This is a genomic window from Paraburkholderia sp. BR14320, from assembly GCF_040948665.1.
GTDB classification, from domain to species: Bacteria; Pseudomonadota; Gammaproteobacteria; order Burkholderiales; family Burkholderiaceae; genus Paraburkholderia; species Paraburkholderia youngii.
In genome coordinates, this window is sequence record NZ_JBFPKG010000069.1 from 13,395 (window position 1) to 31,752 (window position 18,358).

The following is an 18,358-nucleotide window of genomic DNA, read 5'->3' on the forward strand; positions in this document are numbered from 1 at the left end:
AGGCGCCTAAGGTGAAGAGCATTGCTTACATCACGAGAGAATAGAATTGTTCGGCTGCAGTTGAGGCGACGCCATCGTCATACATCTGCCCCTTGCGGATCATGTGTGCGATCTCAATGCCAGACACGATGATGCGCGCACAGCGGAAATCCTTGAACCCCATCATCGGTTTGATGATGCGTTTGATGGCACGGTGATCCTGCTCGACGACGGCTTTGTTCAGCAGGGCATGGCTGCAGTTGGTTGCAGACGCAACTAGGCATTTTTGACGCAAACGGCCTTGCCGAAGCTGTTCCACAAATTCACGAGGTTCGCGATAATCACGCCCTCGCGCTGCTGAGATGCGGTTTTGCGCGTCAGGGTTCTGTCGCAGTAAGAGCGAGAGGTCGGCCAAATCCGATATGGTATGTGTAGCGACTTGCAATCGAAATCAGCCGTGCTTGCAATCGACGCCGCTTCGGGCTCGAAATAACTGCAACTGACCGGAGGCGCGTGCTTGGATTATCTGCAACCGTGCTTGCATTCCATCCCCGCCTGCTCACATTAGCTGCAACTGGTTCAAGGTCGATGTGGCGATCATCGATCAATTCGGCAATCACCACTGGATCAAAGGGCTGATCTTCAAGCATACCGACGCGATGCTGGACTAAACGCGCGTGTCCGCACGTTCATTTCCGCTTCCGCTTCGGGTAGTCCTGCCGCGCGCTGACGATCCGCACGATTTCGATAACGCCGGCCCGCTTCAGTACCCGGTACACCAGCACGTAGTTCGGGGCCAACACCATTTCACGCGTGCCGCGCACGCGGCCGGCGCGGTACAGCTCGGGATGCTCGGGCAAGGCGTCCGTCTGTTGCGCTATCCGGTCGTCCAGCTCGAGCGCGGCCGTGGGGTTGTCCTCCGCGATGTAGTCAAAGATATTGCTTCGGTCCTCGCGCGCCTGCGCCCGCCACTCCACGATCAAGATTTAGCCCCGCGTGCGATCCGCTTGCGCAATACGGCCTTCTTCTCGGCCATCTCCTGCTGCACCTGCGCGTGCGGAACGTTCGGGCGCGGATCGTCTAGCGATGCCTGCACCTGTTCGCGAAACCACTTGTCGTAAGCCCGCGCGGCATGCGCTTCCTTGAGCGCGGCCGATCGGTCGGGCCGGGTCGTGCGGTCGGCCGCTTCGGGATCGAAGTCGGCCGCATCCACTTCAAAGCGGCTGATGCCCATGTCACGCAGAAAGCCAACCAGCGTTTCGAGCTTGCGGAACACGCGCACGTCACCACTCTTGGCCGACAGAAAGCGCTCCGTCATGCCGTAGCGCGCCGCGATCGTCCAGCCGTTGCCGTGGCCGACCACGTGGGCCGCGCGCACCGCGCCGGCCTCTACAAGCTGAGTAAGCGTCTTTTGGTCGATTGTCTCGGTTGCCATCACAACACCTTTAGCCGTTGTCCGTGAGCAGTTCTGGACGCCATTCGCGCACGATGGCCTCGAACTGCGGGCCATAGCCCAGCGTGTCCGGGTAGCTGTTCGCACGCGACGCGAGGCGGAACACGACGCACATATCCTCCATGATGGCGTCGGCCACGCCCCAAGCCGTCGTCAGGTCGTAGCTGCCGCACTGGCCGGCGTTCCACCAGGCCAGCAGGAAGTCGGCGACGCGCCGGCTCTGGCCGGTGTCGCTCTGGGCGATCTTCACCAGGTTGTCGAGCGCCTGGCGCTCGGCCGGCAGTATCTGTTCGGGTCGCATGATTTCCCCCGTATGGGCCGGCTCACGCCAGCAACGATATTGGGCGCATCGCTACTATTGTACAGCCACCCATTTTACTGTAAATTGGGATAATAGCTATTCTTGATCGGGTCTTCTATTTGACCCTCGAGGGAAAGACATGGTTGAAGACACGAATTTGAGTCTGCTGCTGCAGGCCTTGACCGGAAATCAGCCGGTCGCAAACAACCTGAACAGTCTCTTTTCCCTCGGGTCGGGCCTCCGGCCCTCAGCACCCGCGAATCCCGTCCCGCTCAACTCGCTCATCGCGCTGAGCGGGCTACCGTGCTTCCGCCCCCGCGGATTTATCGGCTGCCCCATTGGGCCGCTGTCCGGCAACGCTTCGAGCGGTTTCATCGGAATCTCGCGCTGACGCCGCTGCATCACCGGGACGGCTTCGCCAAGCGCGCCGGCGTCGTGAATTGCCTGAATCGCGCGTACTACGGTACGGCCTCGGACACCGATCACAGCTTTTTCGTCGGCTCCTGGAGCAAAGACACGGCGGTCCGGCCGCCGCGCGACGTCGATGTGTATTTCCTGCTGCCAGTCGACGTCTACTACCGCTTTCAGGCCTACACGTGGAACCGGCAATCGGCGCTTTTGCAGGAAGTGAAAGCAAAGCTGGCGCAAACCTATTGGAACACCGACATCAGCGGCGACGGCCAAGTGGTGCTCGTCAACTTCGGCAGCTACAACGTCGAAGTGGTCCCCGCATTCGAACTCACGACGCCCGGTCGCTATTGGATCTGCGACACCCACAACGGCGGCTCTTACAAAGAAACCGCGCCTTGGGCCGAGGTAAGCGCGCTTGATGCCGCAGACAGTGCGAACGCGCAAAACGTGCGTCCGCTCGTGCGCATGCTCAAGGCCTGGCAGGCGAACTGCTTGGTGCCGATCAAATCGTTTCACCTCGAGCGGCTCGCCGCCGAGTTCATCGCTCAATCGCCGTGGCGCCTTTACGACTGGTTCTACTTCGACTGGATCGTGCGCGACTTCTTCGCGTTTCTCTACCATCGCGCCAACGGCTTCGTGTTCGTGCCCGGCACCTACGAGGTCATGATGCTGGGCAGTGACTGGCAAAGCAAAGCGGAATCGGCCTATCGTCGCGCTGCGAAAGCCTGCGAGTACGAATATCAAAACCGCGTCACCGACGCCGGCGACGAGTGGCAAAAAATCTTTGGCTGCGACGTGCCGCGGGTGGTGTGATGGAGGAGCGCACCCAACAACTCATCGCCGAGTGCAAGCGACAGCAAGAGTCCTGCGAGTACACCTCGACGGCGATCATCGAGTGGCTGAAGTGCTTGCGTCTATTGCGCTTGGCGTTCGTGGTGGTCCCGATCATCCTGGGCGGGCTCGCCACGTGGCCGCTGCTGGCGGAAGCCAAGGAATACCAGTGGGTTACCGGTCTTTGTGCACTGCTCGCAGGCCTCGCCCCTGCGGTCTACAAGGCCCTCCATTTGGATGTCAGCATCGAGGCGCTCGGCAAGAGCGAGCACCAATTCAGAATCCTGCGCGACCGCTTCCGCCAGGCGTGGTGCGTGGCTGCGCTGGGTCCTTACGAGGACTTCAAAGCCGAGTTCGACAAACTGATGGATCGCATGGACGCGGCCCGAGAGGGCAGCGTCGCCGTGCCGGACCGTTTTTTCAACAAGGGGCGAGCGAAGATCGAACGGGGCGATTACCGTTTCAACGTCGACGACCAAGACGTTCCGGCTTGACGAGGGAGGGTCGTGACGCAGCTGAAATTACCCCGCATGGTCGGGGCAATTTTGCGGGTTCTGTTGCAGTAAGGGTGTCGGGACGAGAAATGTCGATATGATAAGTATTGCTTATGGCACAAGGGAGTAAAACTGCTGGGAAGCAGACGACGGGTCTTTGCCCGCACATTTCATCTGTCCTTTTCTGATCATGTGCATTACCTCGATGCCGCCGAGAATGACCCTCGCACGGTGGAAGTTCTTGAATCCCAGCATCGGCCGGGTCCGGCGTTTGATAGCCCGATGGTCCTGTTCGACAATGTTGTTCAGGTACTTGATCTGACGGACCTTGATCGGCGTCTCGCGGTCGGCATTCACCGCATCCAGTGCGGCCAGATTGGAGCCGCTTTTGTCGATGGTCACGCTCTCTGGCGTACCATTATGGGCGATCGCCTTTTCAAAGAACCGCCGGGCAGCGACCTTGTCCCGCCTGGCCCTGAGCAGGAATTCGACCGTGTCGCCCGCCTTGTCCACTGCCCGGTAAAGATATTTCCACTCGCCTTTGATCTTGATATAGCGGTGAGTAGACCCGGGGAATTGCGCCGCGAGTCTCTCGCAGAACCGTGCGTCAACCTCTCGATTTACACGGCTCCCGTTATCCAACCTGTTTCCCCTGATTCTGCCAGTGCGCGAACTCTCGCGGGTACGCCTGCCTCATCTTGCGTAGCCGCTCCTCACTGCACCGTTTGTGCCGTCGCAGTGTTTTGTACTTGCGCTGAACCCAGCGCACGAGCTTTCGGTCGAGATATCGACTCAACTCATGCATGGTGGTCCGATGGAAAGCCCCGTAGTAGTTCCACCAGCCACATATCGTGGGATTACATCGCTCAGCGACTTCGAACAGTGATTTCGACGTTTGGCGCTGCAACCGCCACCCCCGCACCGTCCGTCTCATCCGTTTCAGGGCGTCAGGACTGACGCCAGGTACAAAGCTGGTCGAGACCTGCCCGTGCCTGGTCAACACCCTTCGCGGACGAAACTGAAAGCCCAGAAATGTGAAGGTCACATTCGGGTAGGTTTGGGTGCGACTTCTGTCCTTGCAATACACGATCTTTGACTTTTCCGGATGCATCGTCAACCCACATTCCGCCAGCCGCGAGGCAATGGCGTGCATAACCTCTTGTGCCTGCTCCCAGCTACGGCAATGGACCACCGCATCATCGGCATAGCGCGCAAAGGGACACTGCGGGAAGTGACGCTGTATCCAGACGTCAGACGCATAGTGCATGAACAGATTCATCAGGATCGGACTGGTTACGCCTCGTACAATGTTGCATACTTTTCGCTCCGTCGTCTGAATCATTCGAATTTTCGATGGCGAGTGCTCCCGGCTGCGGATCGACCCTGAACACCACGACGATTTCGTCTTTGTGGATTTCGACGCGCTTGACCAAACCCAACGCGATCCTGCGCTTCGCTTCAAGATCAATCGTGTCCAGCTTTTCGGTGACGGCGCCTGCGAATTCCTCGAGCCGATTGATGACCAGGAACAGCTCGCTTTGTACGGCCCCTTGTTGCCTCGACTCAAGGATCTGCTGATCAATCTGCTCAAGCCAGTTCTTCAGTTGCTGCATCTTCGGTTCGAAGTCGGTCTTATCGATGATGCCGTCGGCATAGCTGTCGATCAACCTGGACTTGCCCTTTTCCAGCTGAGTCCGCTGCTTTTCAAGGCTGCCCGTGTCGAAGCTACTCTTTTCGACGCGCTCGATCATATCAAGCCGACGCTCGTATTCGTTCTTCAGTCGCTCTGGATGCCTTATCAATTCGACGACCTGCTGCCACACCAGATCATCGAGCTTGTCCGTTCGCACCTGCGGATTGTCACAGATGCGATTTCCGCCGAAACGATACGCGTCGGTTCCGACGCAGCGGTAATAAGCGTAGTCGCGCTGATGCCCCTTGGCCGCCGCCTTGCTCACCTTCTTCGCATAATAGGCGTAACGGCACTGGCCGCAAACGGTCAACCCTTGGAGCAGGCGTTGCGGCACATTATCCCGACGCTGACGTGCCAGCTTGCGGTTCTCGGCAAGCTGCTCCTGAACAGCATGGAACAGCGCTTCACTCACGATGGCCGGCACCGGAATTTCGATCCATTGCTGCCGGTCCGCACGTACGTCGAATAGGATTTCTTGGGCACATCGGCGCTATGGCGCTGGGCACGTACGCGTACCAGGTGATCACGCACCTGCGTTTTGCCGAACGCAGCCCGCCCCATGTACGCCGGATTGCGCAATATGCCCCATACCACGCTGCGGTCCCAGAACGGCTTGCCCGATGCCGTCACGGTACCCGCCTCCGTAAGCCGACGCACCACTTCACCTATGCTCAAGCGGTCCATCCCCACCCACTGGAAGATCGACCGGACTGTTGCTGCCTGGGGCAGTTCGATTACGTAGCGAGCTGGCGTTCCGTCCAGCTGCCGGCGAATGTAGCGGTAGCCGTAGGGCGCCCCGGACAGTACATTGACGCTACCGCGTTTTGCGCCGTGAAGCTTGCCACGACGGTGACGCTCGGCGATCTTCGCGCGCTCGTACTCCGCGATCATGCCCTGCATCTGTAACAGCAGCGACTCTTCCGTACCGATTGCGTGATTGAGGAATATGACCTGCACGCCGCAGGCCGTGAACTCTTCCATCAACAGCGCCTGGTGCGCATATTTGCGCGCCAGGCGGTCCGGCGACAGGATGTAGAGCCGATCGATGGCACCGAGCGCGGCACAGTCCCTCAGTCGCTCCAGTTGTGGCCTGATCAGCGTCGCGCCGCTCACGCCTGCGTCAATGAAACACATGTCCTCGACGATCTGCACGCCGTCCGCTGAAACACGTTCCTTCAGGGCGGCAATCTGGCTCTCAATGGTGCCGCGTTTGTTCTGCTGTTCGGAGGATACCCGCGCATAGAGCGCAACCATCGCGGCTTTGTTCATCGTCTACCTCGCTTGATGGTCACTCGCTTGGCCGCGGCAGGCTGCGTCGCGGAGGGCTGCGCCGTGGAGCGTGCTTCGATCGGACTGATCTGCTCGTACGCCTTTTGCAGCTGCTCCTGGGCATAGCGGTTCGGCTCGAAAGCCAGACGTACATGCCATTTCTTACGTCCTCGGGTCATCACCGCACCTTCCTGTTAGCGGGAGCGACCGTCTCAAGGACGAGGTCCACGTCAATCTTGGAACAGCCTCTGGACCAGGGCGCCAGACACTCCCTCGAAATGCGCAGGCTCCATTTTATGCGGCAGTTTGCTCTGTTGTTGGCGGCGTTACCACTCCCCCCTGCGGGGTACCGCGGTCCCGCGGCAAGCGGGTACCCTGTACAGTTTCGAATGGCGCAGTCAGCCACCTCTCGATGTACATCAGGATCCAGTCCTCTTTGATGTGTTTGCGTACCGCTTCTAGCAAGAGGCCATGATCGATTTGATCAAAGGCCGCCTTGATATCAAACTCCACCAGCCAGTCGAACTTCCAGCACCTTTGTCGGGTGATGGCGACCGCCTGCTTGGCCGATTTCCCGGGCCGGTAACCATACGAATCCGCATGGAATAGTGGATCGAGAATCGGCTCAATGAGGAGCTTGACCGCATTCTGCGCCACACGGTCACTCACCGTGGGGACGGTCAGCGCGAACTGCACAAGCGCTCAACGAGCATTTGGGTTGGGCGGAGATCTGTCATCCATTTCATCCGCTTAAGGGCCAACGCTTTCCGGTGCTGAAGAGGCGACGCGTCTCGGGTATCGAAACGCTGATCGTGGGTCACGCAAAGCGCGGTAGTTTCAGCATTCCCCGCGAATGGACCGATTGGGGCTCGCCGGTTGCCGATCCGCAGTCTCCGGCATGCTACTTAGATCCCGGCATGCTGCTGGATCTGGTCGCCCCGATCGAGCAGCTCACCGAACCAGTCTACGAACTCGCCGATCAGGGGAGCTTGATCAATGAACATTCGTGACCTACCATCAGACCAGTTAATTACGTGGTCTGCCAATGGAAGATATTCCGTCGTCCACCCTCCGCAAACGACGCGCCGAATTACTGCGGCAAATGCCGGCTCTGGACACGCTGCTCAGGGGCTCCCTCATCGAACGCTACAAGCGCTGCGGCAAGCCCGGCTGCAAGTGCGCGGATGGGCCAGGCCATGGCCCCAAGTACTACCTCTCCGTGAGCTTCCCCGGTCGTCGTCCGCAAATGGATTACGTGCCACAGGCCGATCACGCCGACGTCGTCGAGCGCGTGGCGAGTTATCACCGGGTGCGCGAGATCATCGAAGAGATCTGCGAGATCAACCGCGAACTGTTACGTCGCCGCGAGGCACTCTAAGGAGCCCCGGTGAGCCGGCCTCCGCCGCTCACCATCTCCATCGATCCGCATCTTGCCGGCGTGCTCATCGCCAACATGCTCGATGCCTGGCTTGCGGCCGGGTTCGACACGGCGCCGATCGAGGAGACCGCCGATGAACCCCAAGATCACGCAACAGCATCACAGCAAACCGGCGTACATCTATATCCGCCAGTCGACGCTGGCTCAGGTACGCCACCATCACGAGAGTACCGAGCGCCAGTATGCGTTGAAGGACAAGGCGCTGGCACTAGGCTGGCCAGAGACCGCGATCCGCACGCTGGACCGGGACCTCGGTCAGTCGGGCGCACAGATGGCGGGACGCGAGGACTTCAAGACGCTCGTGGCGGATGTTTCGATGGGACAGGTGGGCGCGGTGTTTGCCCTGGAGGTGTCACGCCTGGCACGCTCGAATCTGGACTGGCACCGGCTGCGGGAGTTGTGCGCGCTCACTCATACATTGGTTATCGACGCCGACGGCTGTTACGACCCTGGCGACTTCAACGACGGGCTGTTGCTGGGCCTCAAGGGAACAATGGCACAGGCGGAGCTACATTTCTTGCGCGGGCGCCTCCAGGGAGGCAAGCTCAACAAGGCGCAGAAGGGAGAATTGCGGTTTCCTCTTCCTGTCGGCCTGTGCTACGACGATCAAGGGCGCATCGTCCTTGATCCCGACGACGACGTGCGCGGCGCCGTTCAGCTGGCGTTTCGTCTGTTTCGTGAAACCGGTAGCGCGTACGGCGTCGTCAAGCGCTTTGCCGAAGATGGTCTGCGTTTTCCCAGGCGCGCGTACGGCGGAGCCTGGGCAGGCCAGATCATCTGGGGGCAACTCAGTCACGAACGCGTGCGTGGGCTGATCAAGAACCCATCTTACGCGGGCGTCTATGTCTTTGGACGCTACCAGTACCGCAAGCACATTACGCCCCAAGGGGATGTGCGCACGCACATGAAGGCGGTACCAAAGGCACAATGGCGCGTTCATTTGCCGGAACATCACGAGGGATACATTACCCCGGATGAATTGAGCAGAATCAGGTGCGCCTGGCACGCAATCGCACTAACGGCGAAGGAAACTTGCTGAACGGTGCAGCTCGTGAAGGACTCGCGTTGCTTCAAGGCCTGCTGGTGTGCGGCTGCTGCGGCCGGGCAATCACGGTACGCTACCAGGGGAACGGCGGCATTTATCCGGTCTATGTGTGCAACTGGCGGCGCCGTGAAGGTCTGGCAACCCGGGACTGCATGAGCGTGCGCAGCAACCTGCTCGACGCCGCGATCAGCGACGCGGTGATCAATGCGCTACGCCCGGCCGAGCTCGAACTCGCCCTGACGGCGCTGAAGGAACTTGAGCAACGTGATCAGGCCATTATGCGTCAGTGGCACATGCGCATCGAGCGAGCCGAATATGAGGCCGCGCTTGCCGAACGACGCTATCAGGAATGCGATCCTGCCAACCGTCTGGTTGCGGGCACCCTCGAGCGGCGCTGGAACGACGCGTTGCTTCGCGTCGAGTCGATCAGGACGGAAGCCGCTCAATTCCAGAGCCAGAAAGCGCGCGTTGTCACGGCGGAGCAGAGGACCCAGATCCTTGCGCTGGCCTGTGATCTGCCGCGCTTGTGGGGCGCACCAACGACCGCTGCGAAGGAACGCAAGCGGATGCTGCGACTGCTCATCCGCGACATCACCGTAGAGAAATTGTCCGGGCAACGGCAGTTCGTTCTGCATGTGCGTTGGCAAGGCGGCGTCTGCACCGACATCACCGTCAATCTGCCCAGGCCACGTCCCGAAGCGATACGCTATCCGGCGGAGACCGTCGAGCAGGTCCGCCAGGCAGCGCGAAGTATGTCCGATCCGCAAATCGTCGCACGCTTCAATCAGGCGGGGCTCCGCAGTCCTTACGGCAAGCCCTTTACGCTCGCGATGATCAAATGGATCCGCTTCAGGTACGGGATTGCGCCGGCCTGCCTGACGCGTCCTGACGAATTCACCGTGCAGCAACTCGCCAGTCGATTGCAGGTGAGCACGTACGTCGTCTATTACTGGATCGACCGCCGTGTCGTCGAAGCACGCAAGATCGACGGCCGGGGAGCGTGGTGGATCACCCTGGACGCCACGAAAGAGCATCAGCTTCAGAACTGGATCCGCAATTCAGGGCATCTTCAACCGTAGCAGTCCAACATTCAACTGTGAGAGGTGCATTATGAGATCGCCTTCGGCACGCCCAACTTGCGAATACCGCCCGTTGCCTTTGGAATCTCAACTTGCTTGACCGGTGGCGGGAAGTACGACCCCGACGACATCCGGTTCCACAGCTTGAAAAGATTCTTCGGCAGGTCCTGCTCGAACATCTCGATAGTTTCATCATCGATGCCGGCAGCACCCCGGTTGGCCTTCACTCGCTGGTACGCCTCCCAGATCGTTCGCTTGGCAATGTCATAAGGTTTCGTTGATGTCATGTCACTCCTCCCCGACAAGCAGGTTGGTGACCTTTGTCAACCGGATAACGCTGCCCCTTCCCTCCACCCTCATTACAAGGGCTTCAACACTACTACGGGCAGCTCCGCCCCTCGTTGCGGCATCGGTATTCTTCCTCATGGTGCTAGCCATTTGTCATTTCCCTTTCCATCCGCAACAAGGTTCTCACGTTCCATACCGAAGCCTGTATTGAGCTCATGCCGCCTCTACGCCGGCTGCCGCCAGGTCCGTAAACACGTCTCGTCCTGACTGATCCTGGAGCGACGAAATGACCCCAGTTTTGACAGCACCTTAACGAATTAACGACGCATCATCGAACGGTTTGCTTTCGCTCATCTTCTCAACACATACCTGCCATCCTTATGGATGACTTTTCCACGGTCGCTCACCACCACGCCTTTTGAACGCAGCAGCACCGGGCGGTTTGAAGCCTGCTCCCGCAAGCCGGCTTCGGGAGGCCTACTCCCATCTTCAGTACAGCACCACAAGCTTTCGCTTGTGTTCGTGACACACTCTCGTCCATTCGCCAGCTTTTCCCAACCGGACGCTTGTGCTTGCGGAAGCGCCTTTCGAAGAGCGGCAGCAGCTTGATGACCCAGCGGTACACCGTCGAATGATCCACCGCGATACCACGCTCGTCCATCATTTCCGCAAGATTGCGCAAACTCAGCGAATAGGCCACGTACCATCGCACGCACAGCAAAATCACGTCAAGCGGGTAGTGAAGGCGCTTCAGGACCTTGGCTAGGCCCGGCGCGAGTGTGGTGCGCGGTGTCTTCGTCTTCTTCATCGCACAGCTCAAAAATTCGCTACCCAATTTTAACGTGGGCCTTACTGCAACAGAACCGCGGCGTTGGTGGCCGCGGGGTACACGGCCGACGAACTGCTCAATCCCGATGACCAGTCGCACATCCTCGACCGGTTCCGCGGCGAGGGATTCCACAAGGCCACGGATTTTTTTGGCGAATGGGGCTGGTGGTGGATCGAGCAGCTCAGGGAGGCGGCGACCCCGAAATGGCTGCTGCCGGCGCGCATTTTGGTCGCGGTGATCTCGCTTGCGTGGCTAAACCATTACCATCCGGTTGCCACGACGGTACTGGCCGCGACCATGCTGGCGTGCCTTGTTGGCACGGCCGTGTTTGCCATCAATGGCGTGACGACCGTGAAGAGAGTCCGCAACTTTATCGACGTCGCGCTCAGGGCGAAGCTCGGCGAGGCAGCGGCGGGGCCCGACAAACCCCTGACGTTCCGCGATCTCAACGACCGGAGCGATATCCCGCTCAAGATTGTCGCCACCAACATTACGGACGAAGTCGGCGAGGTCTTTTCCTATTACCGTATGAGGCGTAGCCCGCCGCCTCGGCAAGTTGGGTAGCGGTGATAGTGCGATCCGGCGCGTGATAATGCGCCTGGAGCATCTTCAGCTGCGCTGCCGTCAAGCGTGGCAGAACCGATGTCAGTGCCTCAGTGTATGCTGCATCAGCTTCCTCTCCGTCCCGAAGCGGAACACCGAGTTCGCCGTCGATCGCCCGACGAGCTGCGACAATCGCTTCGCCGACGGTCCCACCGACCGCCTTGTGAACCGGTGTTTTGTCCTTCCATGCCCAGCAGCGCGCGCCGACATCTGCCGCGCGTGCGACGAGCACATATCCCCGGTAGTTCTCCGTCCGTTCGGTCATTGGTCAATAGCCCCCGATTTCCGTATTTCCTTGCTATTTGTCAGCGGTCGCGACCAGGTCTATCGGCGACTCATGCAACCGAGCGTAGTCGCCGACCCGCGCCGTCGCCTCCAGGATAAACCTGCCGCTGTCGATACGGGCGATACCGGCGTCAAGCATCCGGTGCAAATCGGCACGTAAGATTCCATCACTAGTCCGGTTGTCGAATCGCCAGTTCTTTCCGGGCAAGTGTGCTGCTTCGAGTGCGGCTTTGATCGTGGTCCCGGACACCGCGCATCGCCAGCCATAGTAGCTTCCGAGTCTTTGCCTGAACGCGGCTTGCCGCATCCGGCGCTCCACTTCGGTCGTAACCTTCTTTGACGCCGGACCGGCATCAGCAGCGTCCCCTTCTGCTTGATCGCCTGAGGTATTCGGTCCCGCAGCGAGTGCGGCAAGACCGATCTCGACTTCAATTACTGTTTGCACGCAGTCGGCCCCCTCAACGGTACGCTCGTCCTCGAACCAAAGCGTCGCCGACTTCGTGTTGCGGGCGCGCTGCGGCCATCCCGCCATTTGCCGATGATAGGCAACAGGGAACCGGTGCAAAGATGCGCCATTTGGAGCTGAAGTTAGGTCGCCCGCTATGCTGGATCGAGAGCCGAGATGGCCAGCATGCGCACTCTTGAGCGCACGAAGCACGAGCTCGGCGATATGCAGAACCGGGCGCTTCACACCTTGTTCGATTTGCTCACGGCAACTGAACTCGTTCGTCACGATCAATGCATCTGACGGCGTTGCGCGCAAAAGTGGCAGTAGGTTGTCTTCCGCCACTCTCATCGACAGTTCATAATGCTCGTTGCTGAAACCGAACGACCCCGCCATGCCACAGCATCCTGTTTCGAGCAGCCTCCAGCGCGCGCCCAGTTTGTCGAGCAGTTCGGTTTCGCTCTTCATGCCGAACAACGATTTCTGGTGACAATGACCGTGCACGACGACTTCGGCATCGAGCGTCGGCCACTGAAAATCCGTCGCGGCGAGGAAGTCCGATAACAGATGCGTTTGCGCCGAGAGCCTTCGCGCGATGTCATCCTGCGGTAACTGCTTGAGCAATTCATCCTTGAACACGGACAGGCACCCCGGCTCGAGACCGACGACAGGAACGCCTAGCAGGATGTCTTCCGATAGTTCGTCGACGGCGCGCCGCAACAATACCTTCGCCTCATCGAGAAGCCCATAGTCATACAGCGGACGCCCACAACACAGACGGTTGCGAGGTAAGACGACGTCGTATCCGAGGAGTGTCAGGACGTCGAATGCGGCGCTCGCGATTTGAGGCGAGAAATGATCGTTGAAGGTATCAACCCACAGAATGACCTTACCCGCCGGCCTCGCGTTCGGATGCCTGTCGTGGACGCGATGACCATCCAGAAGTCGTCTGAACGGTTTTGGCGCGAAGAGCGGCAGGTTGCGCTGCGGCGCGATGCCCGCGGCCCACTTGCAGATAGGCGCCATGACACGCGACGACGTCATGAGATTCGTCAGCCACGGAAAACGACTCGCCAGCGGCGCCCATTGCCCGATCCTGCCCATAAACAGCACCTGTCTCGGCCGGCGATGACGCCGGTAGTAGTGAGACAAGAATTCGGCCTTGTACGATGCTATGTCGGTATGCGTCGGACAGTCCGATTTGCAGCCCTTGCACGCGAGACATCCGTCAAGCGCTTCCTTCACCTCGCGGCTGTTCCATCCGTCCGTGATGTCGCGCGAAAGCTCGGACACATGGTGCCGCCATTGAGAGAGCGGCACTTCCCCATGCCTATACAACGCTCTACCGCGCGCTGCAAACCATCGCCTTCGGGGCTAACAAACGTCAGTTTCGTCGTGAGCTTCACGGGCTTGTACGAAGGCCCCATGCGCAGATTCTCATCCGCGCGATACGCCTTGCCGACCTTGCCGGGGTTCAGGCGGTTCCCCGGGTCCCAGATAGCCTTGAACTCTTCCATCGCCTGCATAATTTCAGGGCCATACATGATGGGCAGGAACTCGGCCTTAGCTTGTCCATCGCCATGTTCGCCGGACAGGGAGCCGCCGTAGTCGACAACAAGTTGCGCTGCCTCGCGCAAAAACTCGCGCCACTTGATCACGCCCTCTGCCGTGCGAATATCAAAAGTTACGCGCGCATGCACACAGCCGTCGCCGAAGTGACCGTAAAGGCACGTCTCGTAGCCGAAGCGATCGACGAGCGCCTGGAATTGGCGCAGATAGTCGCCGAGACGCAGCGGATCGACAGCGGCGTCTTCCCATCCGACGATCGGATCGGGCTCGTCGGGATCGATCGACAGCGCGACAGCAGATGCGCCAGTCTCGCGAATCGACCGGATTTTTTGCTGCTTCTCTTTCTCTTCGACGACGACGCCGGTCACGTTCTCGCGGCCCAATCCTGCTTTGAAAAATTGGTGTGCTTCGCGCGCTTGCTCGAGCGCAGCAGAAACCGTATCTGCGCCAAATTCCAGCACGACCCACGCATCGCCAACAGGTAGCAGCGCGATTTCTTCCGCCTTCAATCCGCGCACCTGCAAGCCGCGAATGATGGCGCGATCCAACCCCTCGATTGCAATCGGTGAGAAGCGGTTGAAATGCGAAACGGCATCCGCCGCAGTGTAGATATCCTCGAAACCGAGGACAAGCAATACGCGGCACGACGGGCTGTGAACGAGCCGAACCTTGGCTTGAAGCGTCACGGCACATGTGCCTTCGGTTCCCACCAGGGCACGCGCTACGTTGAAACCATTTTCAGGCAACAACTGATCCAGGTTGAAACCGGAGACGCGTCGCTTGATCTGCGGAAACCCGTCGCGGATACGATCTGCATAGCGATCACGCAAATCGCGCAGCTTGCGATAGATCTCACCCCGCCGCCCTCCTTCGCTGATGATCGCCATGAGCTCGGCGTCGCTGGTCGGACCGACCCAGAAGCGCGCACCATCATAGGTCACGATTTCGAGCGCTTCCACGTTCTCGACCGTCTTGCCCGCCATCACCGAATGCGCGCCGCATGAGTTGTTGGCGATCATGCCACCGAGCGTGCAGCGGCTGTGGGTAGCCGGGTCCGGCGCAAAGGTCAAGCCGTATGCTTCCGCGGCATCACGCAAGGTCTCACAGATTGCACCGGGTTCTACAATCGCGATGCGCGTCTTTGCATCTATCGATACGACGCGGTTCAAATATTTGCTTGCGTCGGTCACGACCGCCACGTTCACGCACTGGCCGTTGTGCGAGGTACCGCCGCCCCGCGTCAGGAACGGCACATCCTTGCGACAACATACATCGAGTGCGCCGACGAGATCATCGATATCAACAGGCACGACGACACCGAGCGGGATCTGCCGATAGTTCGATGCATCCGATGCATACAGCGCTTTCGATCCCGCATCGAAACGCACTTCGCCGCGCACATTCGCACGCAGTTCGGTTTCGATGTCCTGTAAAAGGCGTTCGCTCGCCCGAAACGGTGTGGCTTCTTTCACGTTACTTCGCCGCGTTGGCTGTCATCTTGAAGATACCAGTGGCGTTGCCTGCATCGAAGCGCAGGTCTGTCTGCCAACGGCGCTTTGCCCGATCGAAATCACGCTTGCGTGTGATGAACTCATAGAAGGAACCAGGCACCTCTCGGGTAATCTCATTTCCATCGGACGAGCGGAAGGCGCGGCACACCGTGTCCGCCCTATAAGCCGTCTGGAACACGCGCCCCGAACGCGAGCGTTCGACCTCTGGCTTTATTGGGCGCCCCTTCGACTTCTCATCTTCCGAGAGGCTGAACACGTCCTCGACGCGATCCGTTGCATGGTTGAAGGCGTTCCCCTCCGTCGCGATCCACGCCATCTCGGCCGATTCGAGCAGTAATACGTCGTAATCCGTTTCCCGTGGAATGTCATGCTGACGGGAGAATGCACCGACGTTGACGGGCAATAACTGTTCGGCAGCGTCGATGGGCAAGGAACCGTCCCGCTCCAGTTCCGAAAGCTGTGAGATCGCGAGCGCCGTCAGGGGATCTTTAGATGAAGCGATGACGTTCGTCACGGCCTGCTGGAACTCCTTCGAAAAGCGCTCCGGGTGTAGCTCACTGACGAAGAACTGGGCGAGCTCATCGGGTGCATCCTCGTGCACATACGCACGGCCGGTCATGCCGAGCTTGTCGAGTGGATAGCGGCCGTTGAGCCTGAAGCCGAGCGGACGAAGAATCCGGGTGAACGCGGCCTCGCCGGGCGGCAGCGCGCCGCTATGCGGCCAGAGCACCGTGCGCAGCGCCCCGTGCTCGAAGAACACTGAGCCGCCGTTCGCAATCGCTTGCTTCGTGTAGGTGCGGCCGTTTTCCGATCGCTGCAGAAGATCATCGAAAAGCGCCATATTCATCGCTTGCGCCAACTCAGCACGGGTTACAGTGCCTTCTTCCCAGTCGTTGAGAATGGAGGGAAAATTGAGCGTGGAAAAAAGGACACAAGTTTTTTCTTCGCCAAGTAGGACATTGAGCAATCTGGATACGTTTGCGTTGTGCATTGAACTATTCTCTTGAACCCACCGCCGCCGCGGAGTATGTGTTTGATGGCTTGCCTTGGCCTATGGGCCTTACATTCTGCGAAGGGCTCACGACCTCTACGTCGGTGATCAGCTTTTGATCGTGACGGCTTTGGTAACCAAGTAAGGTTCCAACGCCTCGCAACCGCCTTCCGAACCGTAACCGGAGTTGCCGACGCCGCCAAACGGCATTTCAGGCCACGGCGTAGCGCCCTGATTAATCCATAGCATTCCAACATTCAAACGTTGCGAAAGCTGATGTACGTTCTTCACGCAATTCGTGAATGCGTGTCCCGCAAGTCCATACGGAAGCCTGTTCGCTTCTGATATTGCTTCGTCGAGGTCATCGAATCCTCGTATCGCAGCGACAGGGCCAAAAGGCTCCTCATTGAAGATTGCGGCGGTTACTGGCACATCGGAAAGCACCGCAGGCGCGAAGAAATTGCCTCGATCGCCGATCTGATTTCCACCCGTCAACAACCTGGCTCCAGACTCACGTGCGTTGCTCACGACCTCTTTTATGGCCGCCAAGCGACGCTTATTTGCCAATGCCCCTAGCGACGTGCATTTTTCGAGACCGTCACCGACTTGCAACTGTTCGGCATACGCGACCATCGCAGCCTCGAACGATCCGCGCAAGCTGTTATGCACGAGGAATCGCGTGGGCGAAACGCAGACCTGTCCCGCGTTTCTGAATTTTGCGGCACCTAAAACTTTCGCAGCTTCTTCGACGTCAGCGTCTGCAGCGATGATCACCGGCGCATGACCGCCCAGCTCCATCGTCGTCCGTTTCATATGTCGGCCGGCCAGACTGGCCAGTTGCTTGCCGATAGCCGTTGATCCTGTGAACGTGACCTTTCGAACTGCTGGATGAGAAACAAGAAACTCAGAAACTTCCGCAGGATTCCCGAAGACGAGGCCTAAAACGCCCCGAGGAACGCCAGCGTCCGCAAATGCCCGAATAAGCGCCGCCGGCGAGGCGGGCGTCTCTTCGGGCGCTTTCACAATGAAAGAGCACCCGTGGTAAGCGCGGCCGATAGTTTCCGAACGATCTGATTAACCGGAAAGTTCCAGGGCGTAAAGGCTACGACCGGTCCGACCGGTTCCTTCAGCACCAGTTGTTGAACATTCTGACTTCGCGACGGAACGACGCGTCCATAGACGCGCAAGCCTTCATCAGCGAACCATTCGATGATCTCTGACGCCGACAAGACTTCCGCCCGCGCTTCAGCAAGCGGCTTTCCCTGCTCTTGCGTTAGGAGGGAAGCGATGGTCTCGACGCGCTCCCGCAGGAGCATTGCCGCGCCTCTCATCATCCTCGCTCTTTCAACCGCTGCGACGTTGCGCCATTCAGCGAAACCCGCTTCTGAAGCGGATGCAGCGCGTTCAAGGTCCTCCTTTGCCGCGCAGGCGACCACGCCAATCCTTTCGCCGGTCGAAGGGCTGATCACATTGATGGTTGCTCCATCAAGTGCGTCACACCAAGTTCCGTTAATGAAAAGCTTGGTATTTGAATAGGTCATTTAACTACCTTCCATCATAGTGCAGCTCAACTGCGACTTTGCGAAGACGCTTCGCGAGTCAACTTGCGACGTCGTTGGTGACACTTCTCAGGTGAGAAGAACGTATATTTTTCGCACTGCCTCGGTGACTCTCAAAGTTCCTGAGAAGCCGGCGGGGATAACGCCCGTGTCGCCCTTAGCAGCCTGCGGAAGTACCGCTGAAACGCGTCATCGCGCTGCGTTCGTGAAGCGTTGATAGAAGGAGCCCAACAACCCGATGGAGATTATGCGCGGCGCCGACACATTCACCGAGAGTCTGTTTTC

At 59.2% G+C, this 18,358-nt stretch carries 18 protein-coding genes and 5 pseudogenes; 8 read left to right on the forward strand and 15 right to left on the reverse strand.

Annotation, left to right across the window (positions count from 1 at the left end):
• Positions 1 to 25: 25 nt before the first annotated feature.
• The 4 genes from AB3X89_RS35490 to AB3X89_RS35505 all read right to left on the reverse strand — a co-directional run bounded on the left by AB3X89_RS35490 (position 26) and on the right by AB3X89_RS35505 (position 1,733).
• Positions 26 to 274, reverse strand: coding sequence for a DDE-type integrase/transposase/recombinase (locus AB3X89_RS35490; RefSeq protein ID WP_368587408.1), 249 nt, complete (start codon positions 272 to 274; stop codon positions 26 to 28).
• Positions 275 to 668: 394 nt separating this feature from the next.
• Positions 669 to 962 carry a type II toxin-antitoxin system RelE/ParE family toxin gene (locus AB3X89_RS35495; RefSeq protein ID WP_368587390.1) on the reverse strand — a complete coding sequence of 98 codons (294 nt, stop codon included), beginning with the start codon at positions 960 to 962 and terminating at the stop codon, positions 669 to 671.
• Positions 959 to 1,414 (reverse strand): hypothetical protein, encoded by a 456-nt coding sequence (locus AB3X89_RS35500; RefSeq protein WP_368587391.1) that lies wholly within the window; start codon positions 1,412 to 1,414, stop codon positions 959 to 961. The genes AB3X89_RS35495 and AB3X89_RS35500 overlap by 4 nt, the downstream gene beginning before the upstream one ends.
• A 10-nt stretch (positions 1,415 to 1,424) precedes the next feature.
• Positions 1,425 to 1,733 carry a hypothetical protein gene (locus AB3X89_RS35505; protein ID WP_368587392.1) on the reverse strand — a complete coding sequence of 103 codons (309 nt, stop codon included), beginning with the start codon at positions 1,731 to 1,733 and terminating at the stop codon, positions 1,425 to 1,427.
• Between the two features lie 139 nt (positions 1,734 to 1,872).
• Between AB3X89_RS35505 and AB3X89_RS35510 the strand changes: the two genes are divergently transcribed.
• Genes AB3X89_RS35510 through AB3X89_RS35520 form a run of 3 tightly spaced genes read left to right on the forward strand, consistent with a single transcriptional unit; the run spans position 1,873 to position 3,469 of the window.
• Positions 1,873 to 2,124, forward strand: coding sequence for a hypothetical protein (locus tag AB3X89_RS35510; RefSeq protein ID WP_368587409.1), 252 nt, complete (start codon positions 1,873 to 1,875; stop codon positions 2,122 to 2,124).
• On the forward strand, positions 2,037 to 2,957 hold the full coding sequence (locus tag AB3X89_RS35515; protein WP_368587393.1) for a hypothetical protein: 921 nt from the start codon (positions 2,037 to 2,039) through the stop codon (positions 2,955 to 2,957). Before AB3X89_RS35510 ends, AB3X89_RS35515 begins: the two co-directional genes overlap by 88 nt.
• A complete protein-coding gene (locus AB3X89_RS35520) occupies positions 2,957 to 3,469 on the forward strand; it encodes a hypothetical protein (protein ID WP_368587394.1) in 513 nt (170 codons plus the stop codon). The genes AB3X89_RS35515 and AB3X89_RS35520 overlap by 1 nt, the downstream gene beginning before the upstream one ends.
• A gap of 111 nt (positions 3,470 to 3,580) precedes the next feature.
• On the opposite strand, the pseudogene AB3X89_RS35525 reads toward AB3X89_RS35520, so the two are convergent.
• From AB3X89_RS35525 to AB3X89_RS35545, 5 genes and pseudogenes are all read right to left on the reverse strand, one after another.
• A pseudogene (locus AB3X89_RS35525) lies at positions 3,581 to 4,024 on the reverse strand (IS6 family transposase); the annotation flags it as partial.
• Positions 4,025 to 4,103: 79 nt separating this feature from the next.
• A complete protein-coding gene (locus AB3X89_RS35530) occupies positions 4,104 to 4,811 on the reverse strand; it encodes a reverse transcriptase domain-containing protein (RefSeq protein ID WP_368587395.1) in 708 nt (235 codons plus the stop codon).
• Positions 4,720 to 5,586 carry a zinc ribbon domain-containing protein gene (locus AB3X89_RS35535; protein WP_368587396.1) on the reverse strand — a complete coding sequence of 289 codons (867 nt, stop codon included), beginning with the start codon at positions 5,584 to 5,586 and terminating at the stop codon, positions 4,720 to 4,722. The genes AB3X89_RS35530 and AB3X89_RS35535 overlap by 92 nt, the downstream gene beginning before the upstream one ends.
• Positions 5,571 to 6,431 carry a recombinase family protein gene (locus tag AB3X89_RS35540; RefSeq protein WP_368587397.1) on the reverse strand — a complete coding sequence of 287 codons (861 nt, stop codon included), beginning with the start codon at positions 6,429 to 6,431 and terminating at the stop codon, positions 5,571 to 5,573. The genes AB3X89_RS35535 and AB3X89_RS35540 overlap by 16 nt, the downstream gene beginning before the upstream one ends.
• Before the next feature lie 294 nt (positions 6,432 to 6,725).
• On the reverse strand, positions 6,726 to 7,127 hold the full coding sequence (locus tag AB3X89_RS35545) for a reverse transcriptase domain-containing protein (RefSeq protein WP_368587398.1): 402 nt from the start codon (positions 7,125 to 7,127) through the stop codon (positions 6,726 to 6,728).
• 17 nt (positions 7,128 to 7,144) lie between these two features.
• Here AB3X89_RS35545 and AB3X89_RS35550 point away from each other — a divergent pair, with 17 nt between their 5' ends.
• The 4 genes from AB3X89_RS35550 (at position 7,145) to AB3X89_RS35565 (ending at position 9,993) form a co-directional block, all read left to right on the forward strand.
• Positions 7,145 to 7,441 (forward strand): DUF5372 family protein, encoded by a 297-nt coding sequence (locus tag AB3X89_RS35550; RefSeq protein WP_368587399.1) that lies wholly within the window; start codon positions 7,145 to 7,147, stop codon positions 7,439 to 7,441.
• 35 nt (positions 7,442 to 7,476) lie between these two features.
• A complete protein-coding gene (locus AB3X89_RS35555) occupies positions 7,477 to 7,809 on the forward strand; it encodes a DUF6788 family protein (protein WP_368587400.1) in 333 nt (110 codons plus the stop codon).
• A 133-nt stretch (positions 7,810 to 7,942) separates the two neighbouring features.
• Positions 7,943 to 8,908, forward strand: coding sequence for a recombinase family protein (locus tag AB3X89_RS35560; RefSeq protein ID WP_368587401.1), 966 nt, complete (start codon positions 7,943 to 7,945; stop codon positions 8,906 to 8,908).
• Positions 8,902 to 9,993: a zinc ribbon domain-containing protein gene (locus AB3X89_RS35565; protein ID WP_368587402.1), complete on the forward strand. Its 1,092-nt coding sequence runs from the start codon at positions 8,902 to 8,904 to the stop codon at positions 9,991 to 9,993. Before AB3X89_RS35560 ends, AB3X89_RS35565 begins: the two co-directional genes overlap by 7 nt.
• A 29-nt stretch (positions 9,994 to 10,022) precedes the next feature.
• Here AB3X89_RS35565 and AB3X89_RS35570 read toward each other — a convergent pair whose 3' ends face one another.
• Both AB3X89_RS35570 and AB3X89_RS35575 read right to left on the reverse strand, forming a co-directional pair.
• Positions 10,023 to 10,280 carry a hypothetical protein gene (locus AB3X89_RS35570; protein ID WP_368587403.1) on the reverse strand — a complete coding sequence of 86 codons (258 nt, stop codon included), beginning with the start codon at positions 10,278 to 10,280 and terminating at the stop codon, positions 10,023 to 10,025.
• A 530-nt stretch (positions 10,281 to 10,810) separates the two neighbouring features.
• A pseudogene (locus AB3X89_RS35575) lies at positions 10,811 to 11,089 on the reverse strand (IS6 family transposase); the annotation flags it as partial.
• 66 nt (positions 11,090 to 11,155) lie between these two features.
• Between AB3X89_RS35575 and AB3X89_RS35580 the strand changes: the two are divergent.
• Positions 11,156 to 11,674 carry a hypothetical protein gene (locus tag AB3X89_RS35580; protein ID WP_368587404.1) on the forward strand — a complete coding sequence of 173 codons (519 nt, stop codon included), beginning with the start codon at positions 11,156 to 11,158 and terminating at the stop codon, positions 11,672 to 11,674.
• A gap of 961 nt (positions 11,675 to 12,635) precedes the next feature.
• Here the strand turns inward: AB3X89_RS35580 and AB3X89_RS35585 are convergent.
• From AB3X89_RS35585 to AB3X89_RS35600, 4 genes and pseudogenes are all read right to left on the reverse strand, one after another.
• Positions 12,636 to 15,484, reverse strand: a pseudogene (locus AB3X89_RS35585) (FAD-binding and (Fe-S)-binding domain-containing protein); the annotation flags it as partial.
• A 1-nt stretch (position 15,485) separates the two neighbouring features.
• Complete coding sequence (locus tag AB3X89_RS35590; protein ID WP_368587405.1) at positions 15,486 to 16,514, reverse strand: DUF1338 domain-containing protein; 1,029 nt, start codon at positions 16,512 to 16,514, stop codon at positions 15,486 to 15,488.
• A gap of 108 nt (positions 16,515 to 16,622) precedes the next feature.
• Positions 16,623 to 18,055 (reverse strand): annotated as a pseudogene (locus AB3X89_RS35595) (NAD-dependent succinate-semialdehyde dehydrogenase).
• An 87-nt stretch (positions 18,056 to 18,142) separates the two neighbouring features.
• Positions 18,143 to 18,223: pseudogene (locus tag AB3X89_RS35600) on the reverse strand (hypothetical protein); the annotation flags it as partial.
• Positions 18,224 to 18,358: the final 135 nt, after the last annotated feature.